General features: G+C 69.4%; 19 protein-coding genes. 5 read left to right on the top strand and 14 right to left on the bottom strand.

What is annotated here, in order from left to right; all coding sequences use genetic code 11:
• Positions 1-36: 36 nt before the first annotated feature.
• Entirely contained in the window at positions 37-1,608 is a 1,572-nt protein-coding gene (purH, locus tag ACLQ28_RS01225; RefSeq protein ID WP_425684327.1) for a bifunctional phosphoribosylaminoimidazolecarboxamide formyltransferase/IMP cyclohydrolase, read from the bottom strand.
• On the bottom strand, positions 1,605-2,225 hold the full coding sequence (gene purN / locus ACLQ28_RS01220; RefSeq protein WP_425684326.1) for a phosphoribosylglycinamide formyltransferase: 621 nt from the start codon (positions 2,223-2,225) through the stop codon (positions 1,605-1,607). The genes purH and purN overlap by 4 nt, the downstream gene beginning before the upstream one ends.
• A 330-nt stretch (positions 2,226-2,555) precedes the next feature.
• Here purN and ACLQ28_RS01215 point away from each other — a divergent pair, with 330 nt between their 5' ends.
• The gene (locus ACLQ28_RS01215; protein WP_425684325.1) at positions 2,556-3,176 is read left to right on the top strand and encodes a DUF4190 domain-containing protein; all 621 of its coding nucleotides are present in this window, start codon (positions 2,556-2,558) and stop codon (positions 3,174-3,176) included.
• A gap of 56 nt (positions 3,177-3,232) precedes the next feature.
• Here the strand turns inward: ACLQ28_RS01215 and ACLQ28_RS01210 are convergent, their stop codons facing one another.
• Positions 3,233-4,516, bottom strand: coding sequence for a DUF6350 family protein (locus tag ACLQ28_RS01210; protein ID WP_425684324.1), 1,284 nt, complete (start codon positions 4,514-4,516; stop codon positions 3,233-3,235).
• Between the two features lie 198 nt (positions 4,517-4,714).
• Between ACLQ28_RS01210 and ACLQ28_RS01205 the strand changes: the two genes are divergently transcribed.
• Positions 4,715-4,981: a DUF4190 domain-containing protein gene (locus tag ACLQ28_RS01205; RefSeq protein WP_110563003.1), complete on the top strand. Its 267-nt coding sequence runs from the start codon at positions 4,715-4,717 to the stop codon at positions 4,979-4,981.
• Here ACLQ28_RS01205 and ACLQ28_RS01200 read toward each other — a convergent pair.
• The 4 genes from ACLQ28_RS01200 to ACLQ28_RS01185 form a co-directional block, all read right to left on the bottom strand.
• Positions 4,877-5,476 carry a GNAT family N-acetyltransferase gene (locus ACLQ28_RS01200; protein ID WP_425684323.1) on the bottom strand — a complete coding sequence of 200 codons (600 nt, stop codon included), beginning with the start codon at positions 5,474-5,476 and terminating at the stop codon, positions 4,877-4,879. The genes ACLQ28_RS01205 and ACLQ28_RS01200 overlap by 105 nt on opposite strands.
• Before the next feature lie 95 nt (positions 5,477-5,571).
• Entirely contained in the window at positions 5,572-6,459 is an 888-nt protein-coding gene (gene sucD, locus ACLQ28_RS01195) for a succinate--CoA ligase subunit alpha (RefSeq protein WP_425684322.1), read from the bottom strand.
• Between the two features lie 2 nt (positions 6,460-6,461).
• A complete protein-coding gene (gene sucC / locus ACLQ28_RS01190) occupies positions 6,462-7,640 on the bottom strand; it encodes an ADP-forming succinate--CoA ligase subunit beta (RefSeq protein ID WP_425684321.1) in 1,179 nt (392 codons plus the stop codon).
• Between the two features lie 459 nt (positions 7,641-8,099).
• On the bottom strand, positions 8,100-8,504 hold the full coding sequence (locus tag ACLQ28_RS01185; RefSeq protein WP_425684320.1) for a cobalamin B12-binding domain-containing protein: 405 nt from the start codon (positions 8,502-8,504) through the stop codon (positions 8,100-8,102).
• Positions 8,505-8,973: 469 nt separating this feature from the next.
• On the opposite strand from ACLQ28_RS01185, the gene ACLQ28_RS01180 reads away from it, so the two are divergent.
• Together ACLQ28_RS01180 and ACLQ28_RS01175 are read left to right on the top strand one after the other, a co-directional pair.
• Positions 8,974-9,681, top strand: a complete 708-nt coding sequence (locus ACLQ28_RS01180) for a M23 family metallopeptidase (RefSeq protein ID WP_425684319.1) — start codon at positions 8,974-8,976, stop codon at positions 9,679-9,681.
• A 273-nt stretch (positions 9,682-9,954) separates the two neighbouring features.
• Positions 9,955-10,725, top strand: a complete 771-nt coding sequence (locus ACLQ28_RS01175; protein WP_425684318.1) for a M23 family metallopeptidase — start codon at positions 9,955-9,957, stop codon at positions 10,723-10,725.
• A gap of 169 nt (positions 10,726-10,894) precedes the next feature.
• Here the strand turns inward: ACLQ28_RS01175 and pcrA are convergent, their stop codons facing one another.
• On the bottom strand, positions 10,895-13,300 hold the full coding sequence (gene pcrA, locus ACLQ28_RS01170) for a DNA helicase PcrA (RefSeq protein WP_425684317.1): 2,406 nt from the start codon (positions 13,298-13,300) through the stop codon (positions 10,895-10,897).
• A 266-nt stretch (positions 13,301-13,566) separates the two neighbouring features.
• Between pcrA and ACLQ28_RS01165 the strand changes: the two genes are divergently transcribed.
• Positions 13,567-13,962: a chorismate mutase gene (locus tag ACLQ28_RS01165; protein ID WP_425684316.1), complete on the top strand. Its 396-nt coding sequence runs from the start codon at positions 13,567-13,569 to the stop codon at positions 13,960-13,962.
• Between the two features lie 142 nt (positions 13,963-14,104).
• Here ACLQ28_RS01165 and ACLQ28_RS01160 read toward each other — a convergent pair whose 3' ends face one another.
• The 6 genes from ACLQ28_RS01160 to ACLQ28_RS01135 all read right to left on the bottom strand — a co-directional run bounded on the left by ACLQ28_RS01160 (position 14,105) and on the right by ACLQ28_RS01135 (position 21,103).
• Positions 14,105-15,118 carry an ABC transporter ATP-binding protein gene (locus ACLQ28_RS01160; protein WP_425684315.1) on the bottom strand — a complete coding sequence of 338 codons (1,014 nt, stop codon included), beginning with the start codon at positions 15,116-15,118 and terminating at the stop codon, positions 14,105-14,107.
• A complete protein-coding gene (locus ACLQ28_RS01155) occupies positions 15,111-16,139 on the bottom strand; it encodes an ABC transporter ATP-binding protein (RefSeq protein ID WP_425684743.1) in 1,029 nt (342 codons plus the stop codon). Before ACLQ28_RS01155 ends, ACLQ28_RS01160 begins: the two co-directional genes overlap by 8 nt.
• Before the next feature lie 25 nt (positions 16,140-16,164).
• Positions 16,165-17,130, bottom strand: coding sequence for an ABC transporter permease (locus ACLQ28_RS01150; RefSeq protein ID WP_425684314.1), 966 nt, complete (start codon positions 17,128-17,130; stop codon positions 16,165-16,167).
• Positions 17,123-18,049, bottom strand: a complete 927-nt coding sequence (locus ACLQ28_RS01145; protein WP_425684313.1) for an ABC transporter permease — start codon at positions 18,047-18,049, stop codon at positions 17,123-17,125. The genes ACLQ28_RS01150 and ACLQ28_RS01145 overlap by 8 nt, the downstream gene beginning before the upstream one ends.
• A 148-nt stretch (positions 18,050-18,197) precedes the next feature.
• A complete protein-coding gene (locus tag ACLQ28_RS01140; RefSeq protein WP_425684312.1) occupies positions 18,198-19,835 on the bottom strand; it encodes a peptide ABC transporter substrate-binding protein in 1,638 nt (545 codons plus the stop codon).
• A gap of 581 nt (positions 19,836-20,416) precedes the next feature.
• Complete coding sequence (locus tag ACLQ28_RS01135) at positions 20,417-21,103, bottom strand: response regulator (RefSeq protein WP_425684311.1); 687 nt, start codon at positions 21,101-21,103, stop codon at positions 20,417-20,419.

Here is a 21,103-nt window from a genome sequence, read left to right as displayed (position 1 = left end):
CGGCTTGTCGCCCGTCAACCCCATGATCAACGCGGGTTAGTGGAAGAAGTGGCGCGTTCCGGTTAGGTACATCGTTACGTTGGCCTTCTTGGCCGCTTCGATTACCTCTTCGTCGCGGATCGAGCCGCCGGGTTGGACGATGGCGCGGACGCCTGCGTCGATGAGGATCTGCGGTCCGTCGGCGAACGGGAAGAACGCGTCCGAAGCGGCGACCGAACCGCGTGCCCGATCGGCACCAGCGCGGCTGACCGCGAGCTGAGCCGAGTCGACCCGGTTGACCTGACCCATGCCGACCCCGACGGTGGCACCGTCCTTGGCGAGCAGGATCGCGTTGCTCTTCACCGCGCGGACCGCCCGCCACGCGAACGCGAGGTCCCGCAGCAGCTCCTCATCGGCGGCCTCGCCGGTCGCCAACTGCCAGCTTGCCGGGTCGTCACCGGGTGCGTCCACACGGTCGGCGACCTGCGTCAGCACGCCACCGGTCACCGGCCGCCACTCGACCTTCGCCGGGCTCCAGGCCGGCGCGCGCAGCAGCCGGATGTTCTTCTTGCCCTGCAGCACCTCGACCGCACCCTCGTCGAAGCCGGGGGCGACCACCACCTCGGTGAAGATGTCGGCGACCTGCCGGGCCAGCTCGACCGAGACCGGCCGGTTGACCGCGATCACGCCCCCGTACGCCGACACCGGATCGCAGGCGTGGGCCTTGCGATGCGCTTCGGCCACGTCCGCGCCCACCGCGATGCCGCACGGGTTGGCGTGCTTGATGATCGCCACGGCCGGCTGGTCGGCGAAGTCGTTTGCGGCCCGCCACGCGGCGTCCGCGTCGACGTAGTTGTTGTACGACATCTCCTTGCCGTGCAGCTGCTCGGCCTGGGCCAGCCCCGCCGGGGCGTCCGGGTCGGTGTAGAGCGCGGCAGGCTGGTGCGGGTTCTCCCCGTAGCGCAGCACCGTCGACTTACGCAGCGCCGACCCGGTGAACGCCGGCCACGAGTCGTCGGCCGGGGCCAACTCCTGGGCGCACCACTGGGCCACTGCCACGTCGTACTCGGCGATGTCGGCAAACGCCCGCGCGGCCAACGCGCGACGCTGGGCCAGGGTGAAGCCACCCTCGCTGAGCGCGCCGATCAGCGACGAGTAACCGGTCGGGTCGGTGAGTACGGCGACCGAGGCGTGGTTCTTGGCCGCAGCCCGCACCATGGCCGGGCCACCGATGTCGATCTGCTCCACGCACTCCTCGACGCCGGCGCCGGAGGCGACGGTCGCCTGGAAGGGGTAGAGGTTGGAGACCAACAGGTCGAACGCCGCCACCCCCAGCTCGTCGAGCTGTGCCACGTGCGTGTCCTTGCGCAGGTCGGCGAGGAGACCCGCGTGCACCTTCGGGTGCAGGGTCTTCACCCGACCGTCGAGCACCTCGGGGAACCCGGTCACCGTCTCCACCGGCGTCACCGGCACGCCGGCGGCGGCGATGGTGCCGGCCGTGCTGCCGGTGGAAACGATCTCCACACCGGCTGCGTGCAGGGCCTGAGCCAGCTCGACCAGCCCGGTCTTGTCGTAGACGCTGACCAGCGCCCGCCTGATCGGGCGGCGCCCGTCCTGAGTAGGACTCACGGAACCGTGACCTTCCTTCCGGTGATGGTCCAGCCTTCGCGGACCAGGCGACCGACCTGCTCGACGAGCTGGCGCCGCTCGGCTTCCTTGATGCGCTCGGTGAGCGCGTCCACGTCGTCGTCGTCGAGCACCGGCACCGCGACCTGCGCGACGATCGGCCCGGTGTCCATGCCCGCGTCGACGAAGAAGAGGGTGGCCCCGGTGAGCTTCACGCCGTAGGCGAGAGCGTCACGCGGGCCATGGATGCCGGGGAACGCCGGCAGCAGAGTGTTGTGCGTGTTCAGGTAGCGGTCACCGAACGCGGCGAGGAACTGCGGGCCGACCAGCTTGAGGAAACCGGCGGAGATGACCAGGTCGGGTTGGTGCTTCGCGACGTGCGCGGTGAGCGCGGCGTCCCAGTCCTCCCGGGTGTCGTGGTCGCGGACCCGCTCGACGAAGGTCGGCACCCCGGCCGCTTCGGCCCGGTCCAGGCCCGCGATGCCGTCGCGGTCCGCGCCGACCGCGACGACCTGTGCGCCGTACGCGGGGTCGGCGGCGGCATCCAGCAGCGACTGAAGGTTGCTCCCGGAGCCGGAGATGAGGACGACGATGCGGGCGACAGACGCAGGCTCGGTCACCGGGCCACCCTATCGGGCAGGTCAGGACGCCCTTCGGCTGGGCGGCACGCCGATCTTGACAGGGCTGACGAGCATCGACCCGGTACGCTGCCGCTCGCTCGGGCCGAACGCCGCGCCGACCCGCGCCCCGTCACTGACCCGGCAGGCCAGCCGTGTCGCTGAATTGAGGAGCACCCATGCCGCCCGATCCCCGCTCTCAACGGCAGCCGTCAATCCCTGGCAATATGACGATGTCGTCGTGTTGCTGTGCTGTGCATTCCGAGGGCTGGCAGCGATCATGGGTGGAAACAACAGCAGCAACTGACGGAACCAGTTCAAGGAGTTTCTCGAATGCAACCCGGTAACCCCGGCCAGGACCCGTACGGCCAGCAGCCCAACCAGGACCCGACCGCTCCCCAGCCGCCGCACGACCCGTACGCCCCGCCGCCGGCCGCCCCCTACGGTCAGCAACCGGCCGCTCCGTACGGCCAGCAGCCCGCCGCCCCGTACGGCCAGCCGCCGGCTCCCCAGTACGGTCAACCGCCGGCCGCCCCGTACGGCCAGCCGCCGGTCTCCGGTCAGCCGTACGGCCAGCAGCAGCCCTACCAGGACCCGTACGGCCAGCAGCAGCCCCAGTACGGCCAGCAGCAGCCCCAGTACGGCGGCGGCCCGACGTACCCGAACGCCGGTTACCCGCAGGCGCAGGGGCAGAACAACACCCTCGGCCTGGTGTCGATGATCCTCGGTATCGCGTCGATCCCGCTGCTCTGCTGCTTCTACCTGGGCCTCCCGGTCGGCATCGCGGGCATCGTGACGGGTTACCTCGCCCGGCAGAAGGTCGCCCAGGGTCAGGCCAACAACGCCGGGCAGGCCAAGGCCGGCCTGATCTGTGGTGCGGTCGGCGTCGGGCTCGGCATCATCGGGATCATCCTGAGCATCGCGCTGGACCTCGGCCTGCCGACCCAGCCCTGACGGACCCAGCACGCCTGGGGCGCTCCGGATTCGTCCGGGGCGCCCCGCGCTCGTTTCTAGGGGGTGCGGGTGAGCGCTCGGGTGGCGGCGGCACCGAGCAGTGCCCCGACCGCGACGACAGTGGCCGCCACCGCCCCGACCTGCCAGCCCACCGGCCCGACCTGCGCCAGTCGACCGGCACCGAGCGGCCCGCCGGAGACCGCGGCGGCTACTCCGAGCAGCACGCCGGCCACCGGCCCGGCCAGCGCCGCGGGCGCCAGCAACTCGGCCCAGCGCTGTGGGGCCCGCTCCGGCCCGGCGAGTCGGGCCACCCGGCGTGCGAGCAGCCAGCCGGCGACCATCCCGGCCAGCACCGGCACCGCGAGCAGCAGGGTGCCGAAGCCGTCCACCGGGCCACGCGGCAGGCCGGCGAGCAATGGCACGGCCGGCAGCGCGCCGACCGAAACCTCGCTGGTGCGAACCGCGGTGTCGATGCCGACCGCGAAGCCCGGCCCGAGCAGGTAGCTGGCAGACCAGATCGCCGCGTTCGGCGCGTACGCCACGCTGACCAGGGTGATTCCGGCCTGCCCGGCAACCCCGGTCCGGTACGCGCCGATCATGTCCGCCGCGTCGCCGCCGCCGGTCGCCACCGCCAGGCCGGCCGCGCCGGCGCCCGCGCCGAGCACCAGCAGCCCGGCCACCAGACCGGTGCGAACACCGTCGCGCACGGGGCCGGGCAGCCGGGCGACGAGAAGCCGGGTCACCGCGGTGATGCGGGTCGCGCCGACCAGCGCGGCGAGTGTGCCGACCACCGCGAAGGTGGCTCCCGCACGGATCGGGGACACATTCGGCCCGTCGGTGCCGACCAGCACCGCCGCGAGCGCGCCAAGCAGCGCGTACGCGATGCCGACCGCGCCCGCGGCGAGCAGCGCCCGACGCGGTGAGCGGGTGTCGCGGGCACCGATCGCGCGGCTGACGTGCACGCCGGCTCGGGTCAGTCGCCAGAGCGCGAGCACGGTCAGCGCCAGCGGGGCGAGCCCGAGTGGACCGGACTCGGTGTGCATTGGCACGCCGTGCCCCAGCAGCCAGCCGGCCAGTGCGGTGCGCAGGGTGCTGGTCAGGGTGGTGGAATCCGCGCCGAGTTGGACCAGGCCCAGCACGATGGCGACCGGCAGGTATGAGGTGAGGGCAGCCCAGCCGGCAGCCACCGCGGCGGCGACGGGCAACGGTGCACGCCCGCGTGGTGACCCGCCCGTGCGGGGCGCGGGCACCCGCCGGGCCCGTGCGGCACGGTCGACCGGCCGGTCGTCGGCGCGTACACCGCCGGGACGGCTGGGACGGTCAGGGGTGACGGGGGACATCCGCTCTACTCTGGCACGTCGTGCGGGCGGCGGCAGTCCGTTAACCCGTCCAAAGGGCGGCGAGTTGGCCGAACCTGCGTCCGGACCGTCCGGTCCGGTCTAGCCTCGGCCCAGAGGGGCGCGAGTGGTTGCCACCCGGGTCGGTCCGCCGATCACGGTCCGGGTCGATACACAGCCCACGACCACGCGGAGGAAGCTGTGACGACGCCATACCCGCCGCCCCCGCCGCCACCGGCCCAGGGACGGGACCGGACCACGCTCTGGGGCGTGCTGGGCATCGTGCTGGGGCTGATCTGCTGCGGCATCCTCGGCATCATCTTTGGATACCTGTCCATCCGAGACGCCCGCCGGTACGGGCAGTCACCGTTGCTCGGCTACCTCGCCATCGTCTTCGGCGTGATCAACATCATCGGCGGAGCAATCCTGCGCGCGACCGGCAACTACCCGTTCTGGAACAACGACTGAGCGGGCTGGTTGGCCAGCGAGCTGACGCTGGTAGCGCAGAGCGGGGCGGCCGCCGATGCTGGTCTCACCGGTCACGGTGAACCCGGTGCGTGCCAGCACCGCCTGGGACGCCGGATTGTCGAGGGTGGCCAGCGCGGTGAGACCGGCGAGCCGGTAGTCGTCGGCGGCCAGGTGGCACACCTGCTCGACAGCCGCGGTGGCGACGCCCTTGCCGGCGGCCCGCTCACCGACCCGGTAGCCGAGTTCGGCGAACCCGGCCGCGACATCCACGAGGTTGACCCGACCGACCAGGTCACCCTGCTCGGTCAGGACGACGTGGAAGTGACACAGGCCCGCCTCCTGCTCCGCCAACAACGCGCGGTGCCGATCGGCGAACCCGGAAAAGTACGCGTCGCCACGATCCGGCACCGAGCGCGCGAAGTACGCCCGGTTCTCCCGTTCGAACGCCAGCAGAGCGTCCGCGTGGTCGGCCCTCAGCCGCTGCACTGTCAGCACGCCGGCAGCCTACGGTCCGTTCGGCGGCCCGGTGGTACGCCGGAGGGGGCCGACCAAGCTGCGGTCGACCCCCTCCGGTGTGTTGCCTGGCCGGCTCAGCTGCCGGACATGATCTCCCGCATGAGACGGGCGGTCTCGGTCGGCGTCTTGCCGACCTTGACGCCGACCGCCTCCAGCGCCGCCTGCTTCGCCTCGGCGGTGCCCGCCGAGCCGGAGATGATCGCCCCGGCGTGACCCATGGTCTTGCCGGGAGGGGCGGTGAAGCCGGCGATGTAGCCGACCACCGGCTTGGTGACGTTGGCCTTGATGAACTCCGCGGCCCGCTCCTCGGCGTCGCCGCCGATCTCACCGATCATCACGATGGCGTCGGTCTCCGGGTCGGCCTCGAACGCCGCCAGGGCGTCGATGTGGGTGGTCCCGATGATCGGGTCACCGCCGATGCCGACGCAGGTGGAGAAGCCGATGTCGCGCAGCTCGTACATCATCTGGTAGGTCAGCGTGCCGCTCTTGCTGACCAGGCCGATCCGGCCGGAGCCGGTGATGTCGGCAGGGATGATGCCGGCGTTGGAGGCACCCGGCGAGGCGATGCCCGGGCAGTTCGGCCCGATGATCCGGGTCCGCTCACCCTGCGCCACGTTGTACGCCCAGAACGACGCGGTGTCGTGCACCGGAACGCCCTCGGTGATCACCACGGCCAGCGGAATCGCGGCGTCGATCGCCTCGACCACGGCGGCCTTGGTGAACTGCGGCGGCACGAAGATGACAGTGACGTCCGCACCGGTCTCGGCCATGGCGTCCGCCACGGACGCGAAGACCGGCAGCTCGGTGCCGTCGAAGTCGACCTTCTGGCCCGCCTTGCGCGGGTTGACGCCGCCCACCACGTTGGTGCCGGCGGCGAGCATCCGCCGGGTGTGCTTGGAACCCTCGGAACCGGTCATCCCCTGGACGATGACCTTCGAGTCCTTGGTCAGCCAGATAGCCATGTTCAGACCCCCGCAGCTGCCAGCTCGGCGGCCCGCTCGGCCGCACCGTCCATGGTGTCCACCCGCTGTACGAGCGGGTTGTTCGCGCTGTCCAGGATCGCCCGACCAGCCTCGGCGTTGTTGCCGTCGAGACGGACGACGAGCGGCTTGGTGACCTGCTCGCCACGCTGCTCCAGCAGGGCCAGCGCCTGGATGATGCCGTTGGCGACCTCGTCGCAGGCGGTGATGCCACCGAAGACGTTGACGAAGACGCTCTTCACGGCCGGGTCGGAGAGCACGATCTCCAGCCCGTTCGCCATCACCGCGGCGCTCGCGCCGCCGCCGATGTCGAGGAAGTTGGCCGGCTTGACGTTGCCGTGCCGCTCACCGGCGTACGCGACCACGTCGAGGGTCGACATGACCAGACCCGCGCCGTTGCCGATGATGCCGACCTCGCCGTCGAGCTTGACGTAGTTGAGGTCCTTGGCCTTGGCGGCCTGCTCCAGCGGATCCACCGCAGCCTGGTCGACAAGTGCCTCGTGGTCCGGGTGCCGGAACGCCGCGTTCTCGTCCAGGCTGATCTTGGCGTCGAGCAGCAGCAGCCGACCGTCGCCGTTCTTGGCCAGCGGGTTGACCTCCACCAGCGTGGCGTCCTCGGCGACGAACGCCTGCCACAGGCCGACGGCCACCTCGACAACCTGCTCGGCGACCTCGGCCGGGAAGCCGGCAGCGGTCACGATCTCGCGAGCCTTGGCCTCGTCCACGCCCTTCACGGCGTCGATCGGGGCCTTCACGACCTTGTCGGGAGTCTCGGCGGCGACCTGCTCGATGTCCATGCCGCCGGCGACGCTGGCGATGCAGAGGAAGGTGCGGTTCGCCCGGTCGAGCAGGTACGAGAAGTAGTACTCGTCGACCACGTCCGCGGTCACCGTGATCATGACCTTGTGGACGGTGTGACCCTTGATGTCCATGCCGAGGATGTCGGTGGCCCTCGCCACCGCCTCATCCGGGCCCTCGGCCAGCTTGACGCCGCCGGCCTTACCTCGGCCGCCGACCTTCACCTGCGCCTTGACGACCACGCGACCGCCGAGGCGTTCGGCGATCGCGCGGGCCTCTTCCGGGGTAGTGGCGACGCCGCCGGCCAGCACGGGCAAGCCGTGCCGCTCGAACAGGTCCCGCCCCTGGTACTCGTACAGGTCCACGTTTGCGCGTCCCGTCCCGTCTCCGCGGCGCGCCGTCGCGCCGCCACCAGCGTTCAGAAAACAGTTTGACGCCTGTCATCAGTTGAAACAGGCCATTGGCCGCAGCCTAGCGAGGTCGGCACCACTGGCAACCGAGCGGGTGCGCGGTGTGCGGTAATGCACATGCGGGCATCGGACGCGGCTGATTTCCGGTCCGGACTCGGGCGGCATCCACCGTCCGGGCGATGTTGTCGGGGTTGCGTAACCCGGCCGTGGGGGCGTCGTTGAGTCAGGTGTCGGAGCGCTGAACAGCGCGATGACGGGAGACGGCCGATGCCCTGTCGGTCGAGGGGTGGCGGCGGGGCATCGTGCATAGAGGGGCCGGACGTGTGAGGGGTGCGTCCGGTCCCTCCCCCCGTGCCCGGCCTCAGTCGTCGTCACCCGTTGCGGCCTGCCGTGGCATGCCTTTGGCGACCTGCCTCAGGAGACCGGCTGCGCGACGTTCTGTCGGACCCACTCGACAATCGACTGAGTGGTGGCACCCGGCGTGAAGATCTTTGCGACGCCCAGCTTTTCCAACTCGGGGATGTCGCCGTTCGGAATGATGCCGCCGCCGAAAACGACGATGTCGCGGGCGTCCCGCTCACCGAGCAGTTCCAGCACCCGCCGGAAGAGCGTCATGTGCGCGCCGGAGAGAACAGACAGGCCGACCGCGTCGGCGTCCTCCTGGATCGCGGTTTCCACGATCTGCTCGGGGGTCTGGTGCAGGCCGGTGTAGACGACCTCCATCCCGGCGTCCCGCAGGGCGCGCGCGACGACCTTCGCGCCCCGGTCGTGGCCGTCCAGGCCCGGCTTGGCGACGACGACCCGAATACGAGAGCTCATCAGCGCACACCTTTCACCGGCTCCACGGCCTTCACCTGAACGAACGGTAACCTGGCGGACCCGGCCCGGGAAATCGGGGCCGGAAACCGGGCTCGATGACTGGTCACCGTCGGTGCGACCACGAAGCAGCCCTCGGTGGGCGGCCGAGACGATCCGGCTGTGCCGCCGAGGTGTTCCTGCACTGCCCCGCAGTCAAGCTGGACGACTCCGCCGGACCGGTCACGCTCGGCGACGAACGGGCAGCAACAGGGGCACCGTTCAGCGTCGCGATGCGTGACAATCATGGACGCAATCGGACAGATCGACACGCCAATTTTCCGGTCTAGCTTGTGACTCGTCTGGTGGTTGGCTAACGTGTCCACGGTTGTCATCAGGTCCATGGACGGGTGACGACGCGGTCAGCGGACGTTCATCGCAGCTTCACGAACGCCCACCGGCCGCTTCGGAACCCCGACAACGGAGGGTGTGCGTGCGCCAGCGCCTGTCGTCTGAGCCCGATCGATATCGCGGTCGTCGCCGCGTGCCCACCCCACCGCGTAGCCGTTACGCCGCCGTCGTCACCACCGCGTTCGTCGGTGCCGGCATCGTCGCACTGGGCGCGAGCGCCCTGCCGGATGCCAAGGACGTCAGCCCGACGGTCCTCGACGAGCTCAAGCAGGCGTCGGTCACCAGCCAGCAGGCCGCAGAGCGTGCGGACAACGCCGACCGCGCCTCCCGGGACAGCCGCAGCAAGGACAGCGCCGAGCCCGAGGTCTGGCTGCTGCCGCTGCAGGGTTACGACTTCAACTCCCCCTACGGGGTGCGCTGGGGCAAGCTGCACACCGGCGTGGACCTGGTCGCCGCTGAGGGCACTCCCTATGTGGCGATCCACGACGGCCTGGTCACCAAGGCCGGCTGGTTCGGCGGTTACGGCAACGCCGTGATCGTGCAGCACGCCGACGGCAGCGAGGCCATCTACGGCCACTCCTCCGCGGTGAGCGTCAAGGAAGGCCAGCAGGTCAAGGCTGGCGACCAGCTCGGCCTGGTGGGCCAGACCGGCCATGCCTACGGCACCCACCTGCACCTGGAGATCCATGTCAAGGGCCAGCCGGAAGACCCGGTGCCCTTCCTCCAGAGGCGCGGAGTGGACATCAAGCTGCAAGTCGAGGCAATTTACAGCGAGGTAGCCGGCTCCTGACGCTGCGTAACGACCGCTGACCGCCCGGATCTGTCGATCCGGGCGGTTTTTCGTTGCGGACTCCCGGCCGATGTCTGCCGGGTCACAGCGCCGACTGTGACCGGCGACACCAGGCAACATGATCACTTTTCCGGATGTAGCGCTGCACATCGGGTCATATCCGGGCACGCGGCCCACGGTCCACCGCCCGGCCGCGCGATCCCCGTACCGACCGCCGCTCGGCCCGACACCAGTATTTCGAGGTCAAGTGCCCCTCGACTGTGAAGGCCCGCCGTGCAGGAAGACAGCCCCGTCCAGAACGAGAACACCCCCGACACAACCCGGACCGAGCAGCCGCAGCGCGCCGGTCGGCGTAACCGCCTCATCGTGCTTGCCGCCGCCGCTCTGGTGGCCCTCGGCCTCGGTGGCGTCGCCGTCGCCACCACCGGCACCGACCACCCCGCACCGGCCGCCGTCTCACTCGACGCGCAGTCCCGGGCCGAGGCCGCCAGCCGGGCGGACCGCTCCGCCCGCGAGTCGAGCACGCCGGTCGCCCCCTCGGCCAGCCCGACGCCGAGCCCGTCAGCGGCCAGCGTCAGCCCGACACCCACGACGACGGTCGCCGCGAAGGCCAAGCCGAAGCCGAAGAAGACCACCAAGCCCACGCCCGCCTGGGTCGACCCGATGCCGGGCGCCGCAGTCACCTCCTGCTACGGGGAGCGCTGGGGCACCCTGCACGCCGGTATCGACCTGGCGCTGCCCTCCGGTACCCCGATCCGCGCCGCGGCCGCCGGCACCGTGACCCAGGCCGGGGACGCCTCCGACGGGTACGGCAACTCCGTCTTCATCGACCACGGCAACGGGTACCTCACCCACTACGCCCACCAGAGCCGCATCGCGGTCACGGTCGGCCAGAAGGTCAAGGCCGGCCAGGTCATCGGCTACGAAGGCGCCACCGGCGACGCCACCGGCCCGCACCTGCACTTCGAGGTGCACCAGGGCATGTGGAACCAGATCGACCCGGCCCCGTTCATGCGGGCGCACGGCGTGGACCTGGGCTGCTGAGGCAGAGTGCCGCATCGCCGCGCGACCGCACCTGCTCCCCCGGGTGGTCCGCGCGCAACATCAAGGAAAGAGTGGCCTCAGTGGTGCCGGAGGCCACTCTTTCCTTGATTCAGTGCGATCTTGCGGGCGGTGATCTCGCGGGCGGCGGGCGCCGACCCAGCCCGGCGGGTCAGAGCTTGTCGACCGGGGCGTGCCGTAGCACCAGCCACATGGTCTGGTCGCCGAAGTCGATCTGCGCACGGGCACCCGGGCCGTGCCCCTCGACGGCGAGCACTCGCCCCAGCCCGTACCGCTGGTGATTGACCCGGTCGCCGGCAGACACCTTCGGCCCCTGCGGCAGCTCGCTGGCCGTGGTCAGCCGGCTGGCGTCCACGCCGAGCCGCTGGGCCAGCTGGGCCGCCTTCGGCGTGCCCCCGGTGAAGGTGCCTCGACCGCCGGGCGCGCGGTCCGCACGACCGCCGACGCCGCCGCCCCCGCCAGCCCACGAGGTGTACGACCCTTCGGTGCGCTCCCAGCGCACCAGCTCCGACGGCAACTCCTCCAGGAACCGCGACGGTGGGTTGTAGGACGGCTGCCCCCACGCCGAGCGGGTCACCGCCCGGGAGAGGTAGAGCCTCTGCCGGGCACGGGTGATGCCGACGTACGCCAGCCGGCGCTCCTCCTCCAGCTCGCGGGTGTCGCCCAGCGAGCGCAGGTGCGGGAAGACGCCGTCCTCCAGCCCGGTCAGGAAGACCACCGGGAACTCCAGCCCCTTGGCGGTGTGCAACGTCATCAGGGTGACCACGCCCTGGTGGTCGGGGTCGTCCGAGGGGATCTGGTCGGCGTCGGCGACCAGCGCCACCTGCTCCAGGAAGCCGGCCAGGGTGGCCCGCTCCCCCTCCTCGCCCTGCGCCTCTATCCGCTCGGTGTACTCCCGGGCGACGCTGACCAGCTCCTGGAGGTTGTCCACCCGGCCGGCGTCCTGTGGGTCCAGGCTCTCCTCCAGCTCGGTGAGGTAGCCCGAGCGGGTCAGTAGCGCCTCCAGCACCTCCTCGGGGGTGCCGGTCTCGGCCAGTTCCCGGGCGCCATCGAGCAGCGCCACGAAGTCGCCGATGCCGTTGGCCGCCCGGCTGGAGATGCCCGGCGCCTCGCGGGCGCGGCGCAGCGCCGCGCCGAACGAGATCCGGTCGCGGCTGGAGAGCGCCTCGACACACGCCTCGGCGCGGTCGCCGATCCCCCGGCGGGGAGTGTTGAGCACTCGCCGCAGGCTCACCGTGTCGTCGTCGTTGACCACCGAACGCAGGTACGCCAGTGCGTCGCGGACCTCCTTGCGCTCGTAGAAGCGCACCCCGCCGACCACCTTGTAAGGCAGGCCGACGCGGATGAACACCTCTTCGAAGACGCGCGACTGGGCGTTGGTGCGGTAGAAGACCGCGACGTCCCCGGGCCGGGTCTCGTCGGCGTCGACAAGCCGGTCGATCTCCCGGGCCGCCCAGTCGGCCTCTGCGTGCTCGGTGTCGGCCACGTAGCCGACGATCTGCTCACCGGCGCCGGCTTCACTCCACAGCCGCTTGGGTTTGCGGGAGGTGTTCCGGTCGATCACCGCGTTGGCCGCGTTGAGGATGGTCTGCGTGGAGCGGTAATTCTGCTCCAGCAGAATCGTCCGCGCATCGGTGAAGTCCCGTTCGAACTCCAGGATGTTGCGGATCGTCGCACCCCGGAACGCGTAGATCGACTGATCGGCGTCGCCGACCACGCACAGCTCTGCGGCCTCCAGCCCGTCGGTGCCGGAGACCAGCTCCTTGATCAGCGTGTACTGAGCGTGGTTGGTGTCCTGGTATTCGTCTACCAGCACGTGCCGGAACCGCCGACGGTAGCTCTCCGCGACGTGCGGGTGGGATTGAAGCAGGTGCACCGTGGTCATGATCAGGTCGTCGAAGTCCAGTGCGTGCGCCTCGCGCAGCCGGCGCTGGTAGAGCGTGTACGCCTCGGCCAGAGCCCGCTCGTTGGGCCCGGTGGCCCGCGCCGCGAACTGCTCCGGGTCGACCAGCTCGTTCTTGAGATTGGAGACCTGGGCGGCCAGCCCGCGCGCCGGGTAGCGCTTTGGATCGAGATCCAGCTCGCGGGTGACCAACTGCATCAGCCGGCGGGAGTCGTCCGCGTCGTAGATCGAGAAGGTCGACTTGAGGCCGGCGTGCTCGTGCTCGGCGCGCAGAATCCGGACGCACGCGGAGTGGAACGTCGACACCCACATCAGGCGGGCCCGGGGGCCCACGAGGGCGGCGACGCGCTCCTTCATCTCGCCGGCCGCCTTGTTGGTGAAGGTGATCGCGATGATCTCCCCCGGATGCACGTCCCGTGCGGCGAGCAGGTAGGCGATCCGGTGCGTGAGCACCCGGGTCTTGCCGGAACCAGCGCCGGCCACGATGAGCAGCGGCGAGCCGGCGTGGCTGACGGCGTCGCGCTGTGGCCCGTTCAGCCCGGCAAGCAGCTGCTGCGGATCGAGGCGCGCAGCGGCCGGCCCAGGTCGGTGCGGGCGGGCCGGCGCGGACTCCGGCGCAGGCGGGGACGCGGGGATGTCGAAGAGAGGATGCATCGCCCGACAAGTCTATGCCGCCGGCCAGACACTTCCCCTCCCGCTGCGCCGAGGCGCAAGGGAGGCCTTGCGCACCCGGCGCCGACGTGGGCATACTCGACGACGTGATCGCTGCGCGCTACCACTTTTACTATGGCACCGGGAGTCCGGCTGCCGTAGGTCGCGCCTGATCGATTCAGACCTTCGAAAGCCCCGGGCTCCTGGAGTCCGGGGCTTTTTCCGTCCCAGGTTTCGGGCACCGGGCACCACAGTGCGAGAGGTACCCGATGATGACAGACGTGATGGAGCAGAACGGCGGCCCGATCCGACCGAAGGCTGAGCAGCCTGCGGCGGCCGGGGGCGAGCCAGCGGCGTCCACGCCGCCAGCGGTCGAGGGCGATGGGCCGGCCGAGCCACTGACCGGCACCAGGGAGCCAGCCGCCTCCGCGCGGATCGTGCAGATCAGGGAACGGATCGACGAGATCGACCACGCGCTGATCACGCTCTGGCAGGAGCGGGCCGCGTTGTCCCAAGAGGTGGGGGCGACCCGGATGGCGTCCGGCGGGACACGTCTCGTGCTCTCCCGGGAACGGGAGATCCTGGAGCGGTTCCGGGTCGAGCTCGGCGCGGATGGCACCCAGTTGGCTCTGCTGCTGCTCCGCGCGGGCCGCGGCCCGCTGTAGGCCGCGTCAACGGGCCGCTGGCCTCCGAGGCGGCCGCGAAGCACCGGCCGACCCATTCGGCACGGGAGCGGCCCGATCCGGGCACGGACCGACGAAACCGCCTGCCGTCGTCGTGGTGACGTCGGCAGGCGGTTCGGGAGAGCTACGCCTCGTGCGTGGCGACGATCTCGCGCCGCTCCGCGAAGTGGCAGGCACTCGGGTGGTCGGACTCCTGCCGGATCTCCAGCAGCGGGACCTGCTCGGCGCAGACATCCTGCGCCTTCCAGCAGCGGGTCCGGAACCGGCAGCCCGAGGGCGGGCTGATCGGCGACGGCACGTCACCCGTAAGCCGGATGATCGTCTTGTTGTGCCGCTGCGTCGGGTCCGGAACCGGCACGGCAGAGAGCAGAGCCTGGGTGTACGGGTGGGTCGGCCGCTCGTAGATCTCGTCCTCGGTGCCGATCTCGACGATCTTGCCGAGGTACATCACCGCGACCCGGTCGGAGAGGTGACGGACCACCGACAGGTCGTGCGCGATGAAGACGTACGAGAGCCCGAACTCGCCCTGCAACTGCTCCAGCAGGTTCATCACCTGGGCCTGGATGGAGACGTCCAGCGCCGACACCGGCTCGTCGCAGACGATGATCTCGGGCCGCAGCGCGAGCGCGCGGGCGATGCCGATGCGCTGACGCTGACCGCCGGAGAACTGGTGCGGGTACCGGTTGATGTGCTCCGGGTTCAGCCCGACCAGGTCGAGCAGCTCCCGGACCTTGGCCCGACGGCTGCCCTTCGGCGCCACCTCCGGGTGAATCTCGAACGGCTCACCAAGCAGGTCGCCGACGGTCATCCGCGGGTTCAGCGAGGTGTACGGGTCCTGCATGACCAGCTGAATCTGCCGGCGGAGGCGCCGCAGCGCCCCGCCCGACAGCTTCGAGGTGTCCTCGCCCTTGTAGACGACGCTGCCGGCGGTCGGCTTCTCCAGGTTCATCAGCACCCGGGCGAGAGTCGACTTGCCGCAGCCGGACTCGCCGACCACGCCGAGCGTCTCGCCGGCGCGCAGACCGAACGAGACACCGTCGACCGCTTTGACCTGACCGACGGTCTTCTTGAACACCACGCCCTGCGTGACGGGGTAGTGCTTGACCAGGTCACGGACCTCGAGGATGTTCTCAGACACGGTTCACCAGCTCCTCGGCGAAGTGGCAGGCGCTGGCCCGGGCGGAGCCCACCTGCAGCAGCGGCGGCACCTTCTCCCGGCACACCGGCTGAGCCATGGGGCAGCGCGGGTTGAACGGGCAGCCCGGCGGGATGTTCATCAGGTTCGGCGGGAGGCCCTTGATCGTCCGGAGCTGCTGCCCCTTTTCGTCCATCCGCGGGATCGAGTCGATCAAGCCCATCGTGTACGGGTGCGCCGGCTTGGCGTACAGGTCGTAGACGTCGGCTTCCTCGACGATCCGGCCCGCGTACATGACCGCGATCCGGTCCGCGACGTCGGCGACCACACCGAGGTCGTGGGTGATCAGGATCATGCCCATGTGCCGCTCACGCTGAAGCTCAGCGAGCAGGTCCATGATCTGGGCCTGCACGGTCACGTCGAGTGCGGTCGTCGGCTCGTCCGCGATCAGCACCTCCGGGTCGAGCGCCAGCGACATCGCGATCATCGCGCGCTGCCGCATACCGCCGGAGAACTGGTGTGGGTAGTTGTTGAACCGACCCTTGGCGTTCGGGATCTTGACCTGGTCGAGCATGTCGATCGCGCGCTTCTTGGCCTCCGCGCGACCCATACCCCGCCGGACCCGGAACTGCTCGGCGATCTGGAACCCGACGGTGAAGACCGGGTTCAGCGCGGAGAGCGCGTCCTGGAAGATCATCGCGATGCCCTCACCGCGGATGCGGCGGCGCTCCTCGTTGGACATGCCGAGCATGTCCTTGCCGTGGAAGCGGACCTGCCCACCGGTGACGAAGCCGGGTGGCGTGTCGAGGATGCCCATGATGGTCTGCGCCGTGACGCTCTTACCGGAGCCGGACTCGCCGAGCACGGCGAGGGTTTCCCCCGCGTCGACGTGATACGTGACCCCGTTGATGACCTTTGCGACGCCGTCCCGGGTGCGGAACTCCACCCGCAGGTCGTCGACCTCGAGCAGCCGGCCGGAGGGACGTCCGGATCCGCCGGATCCCGGCGCGGACTGCTCAGACACGAGAATGTCGGACACTGGATATCCCCTAGCGGAGTTTCGGATCGAGGGCCTCGCGGACCGCCTCACCGAGCATCACGAAGCTCAGCACTGCGGTGACGAGGAACGCGGCGGGGAAGAAGACCAGCCCTGGCGCGACCCGGATGAAATCCTTACCGCCACTGATCATGATGCCCCAGGACACCACCGGCGACTTCAGACCAACGCCCAGGAACGACAGAGTGGCCTCGGCGCCGATGAACGAGCCGACCATGATCGTGCCGTAGACCAGCAGCGGGGCCAGGCAGTTCGGCAGCAGGTGCTTCAGGATGATCCGGCCGGTGCCGGCACCCAGGGCGCGGGCCGCGACGATGTAGTCGGCTTCCTTGGTGGAGAGCACCGAGGAGCGCATCAACCGCATCACGACCGGCCAGCTCAGCACGACCAGCGAGGCGATGACCAGGCTCATGATCTGGGCCTTGCTGTTGCCGGAGCCCGAACCGTTGAACGTGGTCAGGATGACGATCGCGCCGAGCACGAAGGGCAGACCGAAGAAGACGTCGGCGATCCGGCTCAGCAGACCGTCCACCCAGCCACCGCGGTAGCCGGCGATGATGCCCATGGCTCCGCCGACGAGCAGAGTGCCGAGCACGGAGAGCACAGCGACGATGATGGAGGCCCGCGCACCGTAGATGGTCCGGGCGTAGACGTCGCGGCCCTGGACGTCGTAGCCGAACCAGCCATCGGCGGACGGCTTCTTGAGGCTGTTGGTCAGCGATCCGTTTACCGGGTCGCCGGGGGCGAACAGCGACGGGAAGGCCGCCATCAGAAGGAAGATCACGATCAGGGTGACCGAGATCCAGAACAGCGGCTTGCGCCGCAGGTCCCGCCAGGCGTCACCGAGCAGGCCCCGCGGCTTTTCGTTGCTCTGCGGCTGGCCCGCGGCGGGGGCGGCGGATTCGGTCGGGTGCGCGGCGGGGGTGCTGACGATCGATGCGGTACTCGGGTCACTCATAACGAATCCTCGGGTCCAAGGCGGCGTAGAGCAGGTCAACCAGCAGGTTCATCACGAGATAGACCAACACTAGGACGACCACGATGCCCACCACAGTGGCGCTCTCCTTGGTCACGATCGCGCGATACACCGAGCGGCCGATACCGTTGATGCCGAAGATCCCCTCGGTGACGATCGCGCCGCCCATCAGGGCGCCGAGGTCGGTGCCGAGCAGGGTTACCACCGGGATGAGCGAGTTGCGCAGCAGGTGAACGCCCACCACCCGGCGCATCGGCAGACCCTTGGCGATGGCAGTACGCACGTAGTCCGCGCGACGGTTCTCCGCGATGCTCGTACGTGCCACCCGGGCGATGTACGCCACTGACGCACTGCCGAGCACGAAGCCCGGCACGATCAGCTCGGACCACCGCATCTCGGAGGAGACGGTCGGCTTGACGATGTGCCACTGCACACCCAGCAGCCACTGGAGCACGAAGCCGACCACGAAGACCGGCAGCGCGATCAGGAAGAGCGTGGAGACCAGGACCAGGTTGTCCAGGAAGCCGTTGCGCCGCAGACCGGTAAGCACGCCGGCGCCGAGGCCGATGACGGCCTCGATGGCGAGCGCCACCAGGGCCAGCTTCAGCGTGTTCGGGTACGCGGTCGCGATGATGTCGCTGATCTCTTGCTGCGAGAAGGTCTGACCGAAGTCACCCTGGAGCAGGTTCTTCATGTAGTTGCCGTACTGCACGAAGACGTTCTGGTCCAGGTGGTACTTATCGGTCATGAAGGCGATGTACTGGTCCGGGCAGCGACGCTCGCCGCACTTTCCTGCGAACGGATCGCCTGGGACAGCCCAGACGAGCCAGTAGATCAGGAACGTCGTACCGATGAAGACCGGCACGAGTTGCAGCAGCCGTCTCAACAGATAACGGCCCATGGGGTGGTCCTCCAGACAGGGGGCGCGCCGGACGGCCGACACGGTGGCGACAACGTGCGAGTGGAGTGTTGTGACACTCTCTCGCGGAACGGCCCCGGGTCGGGCTCACCGGATATGGCGAGCCCGACCCGGGGTCAGACCGAACGGATCAGAGCTCGACCGAGGTGATGTCGAGCTCGCCGACGTTGTTCAGCTCGAGCTTCTTGATCTTCTCCGAGTGGCCCGACTGCTGACCGTAGAAGTAGACCGGGATGCTCGGGACGTCCTGGTCGACCTTCTCGACGGCCTTGGTGAACGCCTCGTGCGAGGCCTCCAGGCTCGGCGCGGAGCTGGCTTGCTTCGCCAGGGCGTCGACCTCCTTGTTGCTGTACAGGCCGTCGTTCGAGGAGCCACCCGTGATGTAGAGCGGGTTGATCCAGTTCTCGACGTCCGGGTAGTCCTGCTGCCAGGCAGCGCGGTACGGGCCGGTCATCTGGTGGGCGTTGACCTTCTGGCGGAAGACCGCGAAGGTCGGCACACCCTCGGCCCGAGCGTTGATGCCGAGGTTGGTCTTGATCTGCTGCGCAACGGCGTCCATCCAGTCCCCGTGGCTGGAGTCGGCGTTGTAGTAGAAGACCATCTCACCGGTGAAGCCGCCGGCCTCGGCCAGCAGGGTCTTGGCCGTGGCCACGTCGAACTTGCAGGCGGTGCAGTTACCCGGCTTGGCGCCCGGGGTCAGCGGGTTCGCCCAGCTGTCGGCCGGCTTGCGGGTGCCAAAGAAGATCTTGTCCGAGATCTCCTGCCGGTTGATCGCCAGCGACACGGCACGACGCAGCTTCGCGTTCTGGAAGCGCTTGTCGTAGATCGGGAACGCGATCAGCGCGGTCGTCGGCGTGACGGTCGACCGGCCCCGGTCACCGAGGTCGGTCTTCCACTTGTCACCGGCGAGCGCCGAGGTGGGCAGCGACTCCAGGAAGTCCAGGTTGTTGGAGAGCACGTCGGCGTAGGCGGCCGTCTCGTCCTGGTACAGCTTGACGTCGACGTCCTTGATCTTCATCTTGTCGCGCAGGTTGTAGTCGTCGAAGCGCGTCAGCTTGATGAGGACGTTGTCGCTCCACGACACGAACTTCACCGGGCCGTTGCCGATCGGGTTCTTGCCGAACTCGTCGGGCTTCATGGTGAAGAAGGCGTCCGGCAGCGGCATGAAGGCGCTGTAGCCGAGCTTGGTCGGGAAGACCGCGGTCGGCGCTGCCAGGGTGACCTCGAAGGTCTGGTCGTCGATGACCTTCAGGCCGGACATCTTGTCGGCCGCCGGCGTCGGGGCCTTCTTCGGGCCCTCCGCGCCGTCCGGGTCAGACGTGTAGGTCTGCTCGAAGCCCTGGATGTCGGCGAAGAAGGTGCCGTTCTGCGCGCCGTTCGGCGAGTAGGCGGCCCAGTTCCAGGCGTCGACGAAGTTCTTCGCCTTCACCTCGGTACCGTCGTGGAACTTGGTACCCTTCTTGATCTTGATCGTAAAGACCTTGGAGTCCGTCGTGTTGATGGACTCCGCCAGCGCGTTGCGCGGGGCCCCACCGTCGTTCGGGTACTCGACCAGGCCGGTCCACATCCAGTCGATGATCTTGCCGCCGCCGGTCTCCGTGGTGTTCGACGGAACCAGCGGGTTCTCCGGCTGGACACCGTGGACAACGATGGAGCCTTCCGCGCCAGCGGCAGTTTCGTCGCCGCCGCCGCTCGAGCAACCGCTCGCGACAAGCGCGGCAGCCGCGCTGAGCGCGATGGCGCTCGTCGCCCGCTTCGAGACTCTCATTCCGAGGGGCCTCCTCTTTCTAACCAGGTTCCGTCGTGGGTTTCACGCACGTTTGGGGGTGACACCGCCCGACCACCCCGGGGCGCGGGTCGCCGGGACCACAGGGAAGTTGGGGACACCCCTGATGTTCCGATCCGCCGGGCTCCCTCTCCAACGAGGCGCGACACGACGCAGAAGGCACGGCCACGAACCGTCGCAATCGACGAGGACGTGGTCATGGGCCGTACGGAGTGCCACACACCGATGGTGAGGTGCTGCCACTGTGACACCCACTGGCTGCTTCCGTGAAGGTGCCGTTATCAAGCCGTTAGTTGCCCGCCACGTTGCCGATACTTGAAAAATGATCATAAAACGGTCGACGCGGGCAGCCCTGAGCAGGCAATACCTAAGCTCATCCGAACACCCGGGATCAACCTCGATGAGCCGCCCCGGGTTGGGCCCTGCCCGATCGGACGTCCGCCACCACTCGCGTTTCCACCCATCCGGACGGGTCGACTACGGCTCTACGGGCACGATCACCGGCTGGGTGGCCGAGGGCGCCGAGATCCTTGATCTGCTCCTTCAGCCAAAACGCCGCAACGTCACACGAGCCGGCGATCCGCCGCCCAGCGGGAAAGCTCGTAGCGGTTGGACATCTGAAGCTTGCGCAGCACGTTCGACACGTGCGTCTCCACGGTCTTGATGGAGATGAACAACTCCTTGGCGATCTCCTTGTACGCGTACCCCCGGGCCAGCAGCCGCAGCACCTCCCGCTCACGGTTGGTGAGCTGGTCCAACTCTGGGTCGGCCACCGGGGCGTCCGGTCGGGCTGCGAAGGCATCCAACACGAACCCGGCCAGCCGTGGGCTGAACACCGCATCCCCGTCCGCCACCCGGCGGATCGCCGCGGCAAGCTCGTCCGGGGAGATGGTCTTGGTGACATAACCCCGAGCACCGGCACGGATCAACCCGATTACGTCCTCCGCCGCGTCGGAGACGCTCAGCGCCAGGAACTTGACCTGCGGGTGGGTGCGCCGCATCGCCTCCAACACCGCGCGTCCGCCACCGTCGGGCATGTGCACGTCGAGCAGCACCACGTCCGGTCCGGCGGCGGCGATCCGGGTGACCGCTTCGGCCACTGTGCTCGCCTCGCCCACCACCTCGACGTGGGCGCCCAACTCCGCGCGCACCCCGGCCCGGAACATGGCGTGATCGTCCACCAGGAACACCCGCAGCCGCTCGGGGCGGGCATCCGCCGGGTCGAGGTGCTCGGTCGACTGCTCGGCCAT

Source organism: Micromonospora sp. DT201, assembly GCF_049841575.1.
Lineage (GTDB): Bacteria > Actinomycetota > Actinomycetes > Mycobacteriales > Micromonosporaceae > Micromonospora.
This window is presented reverse-complemented; position numbering and strand designations above follow the sequence as displayed.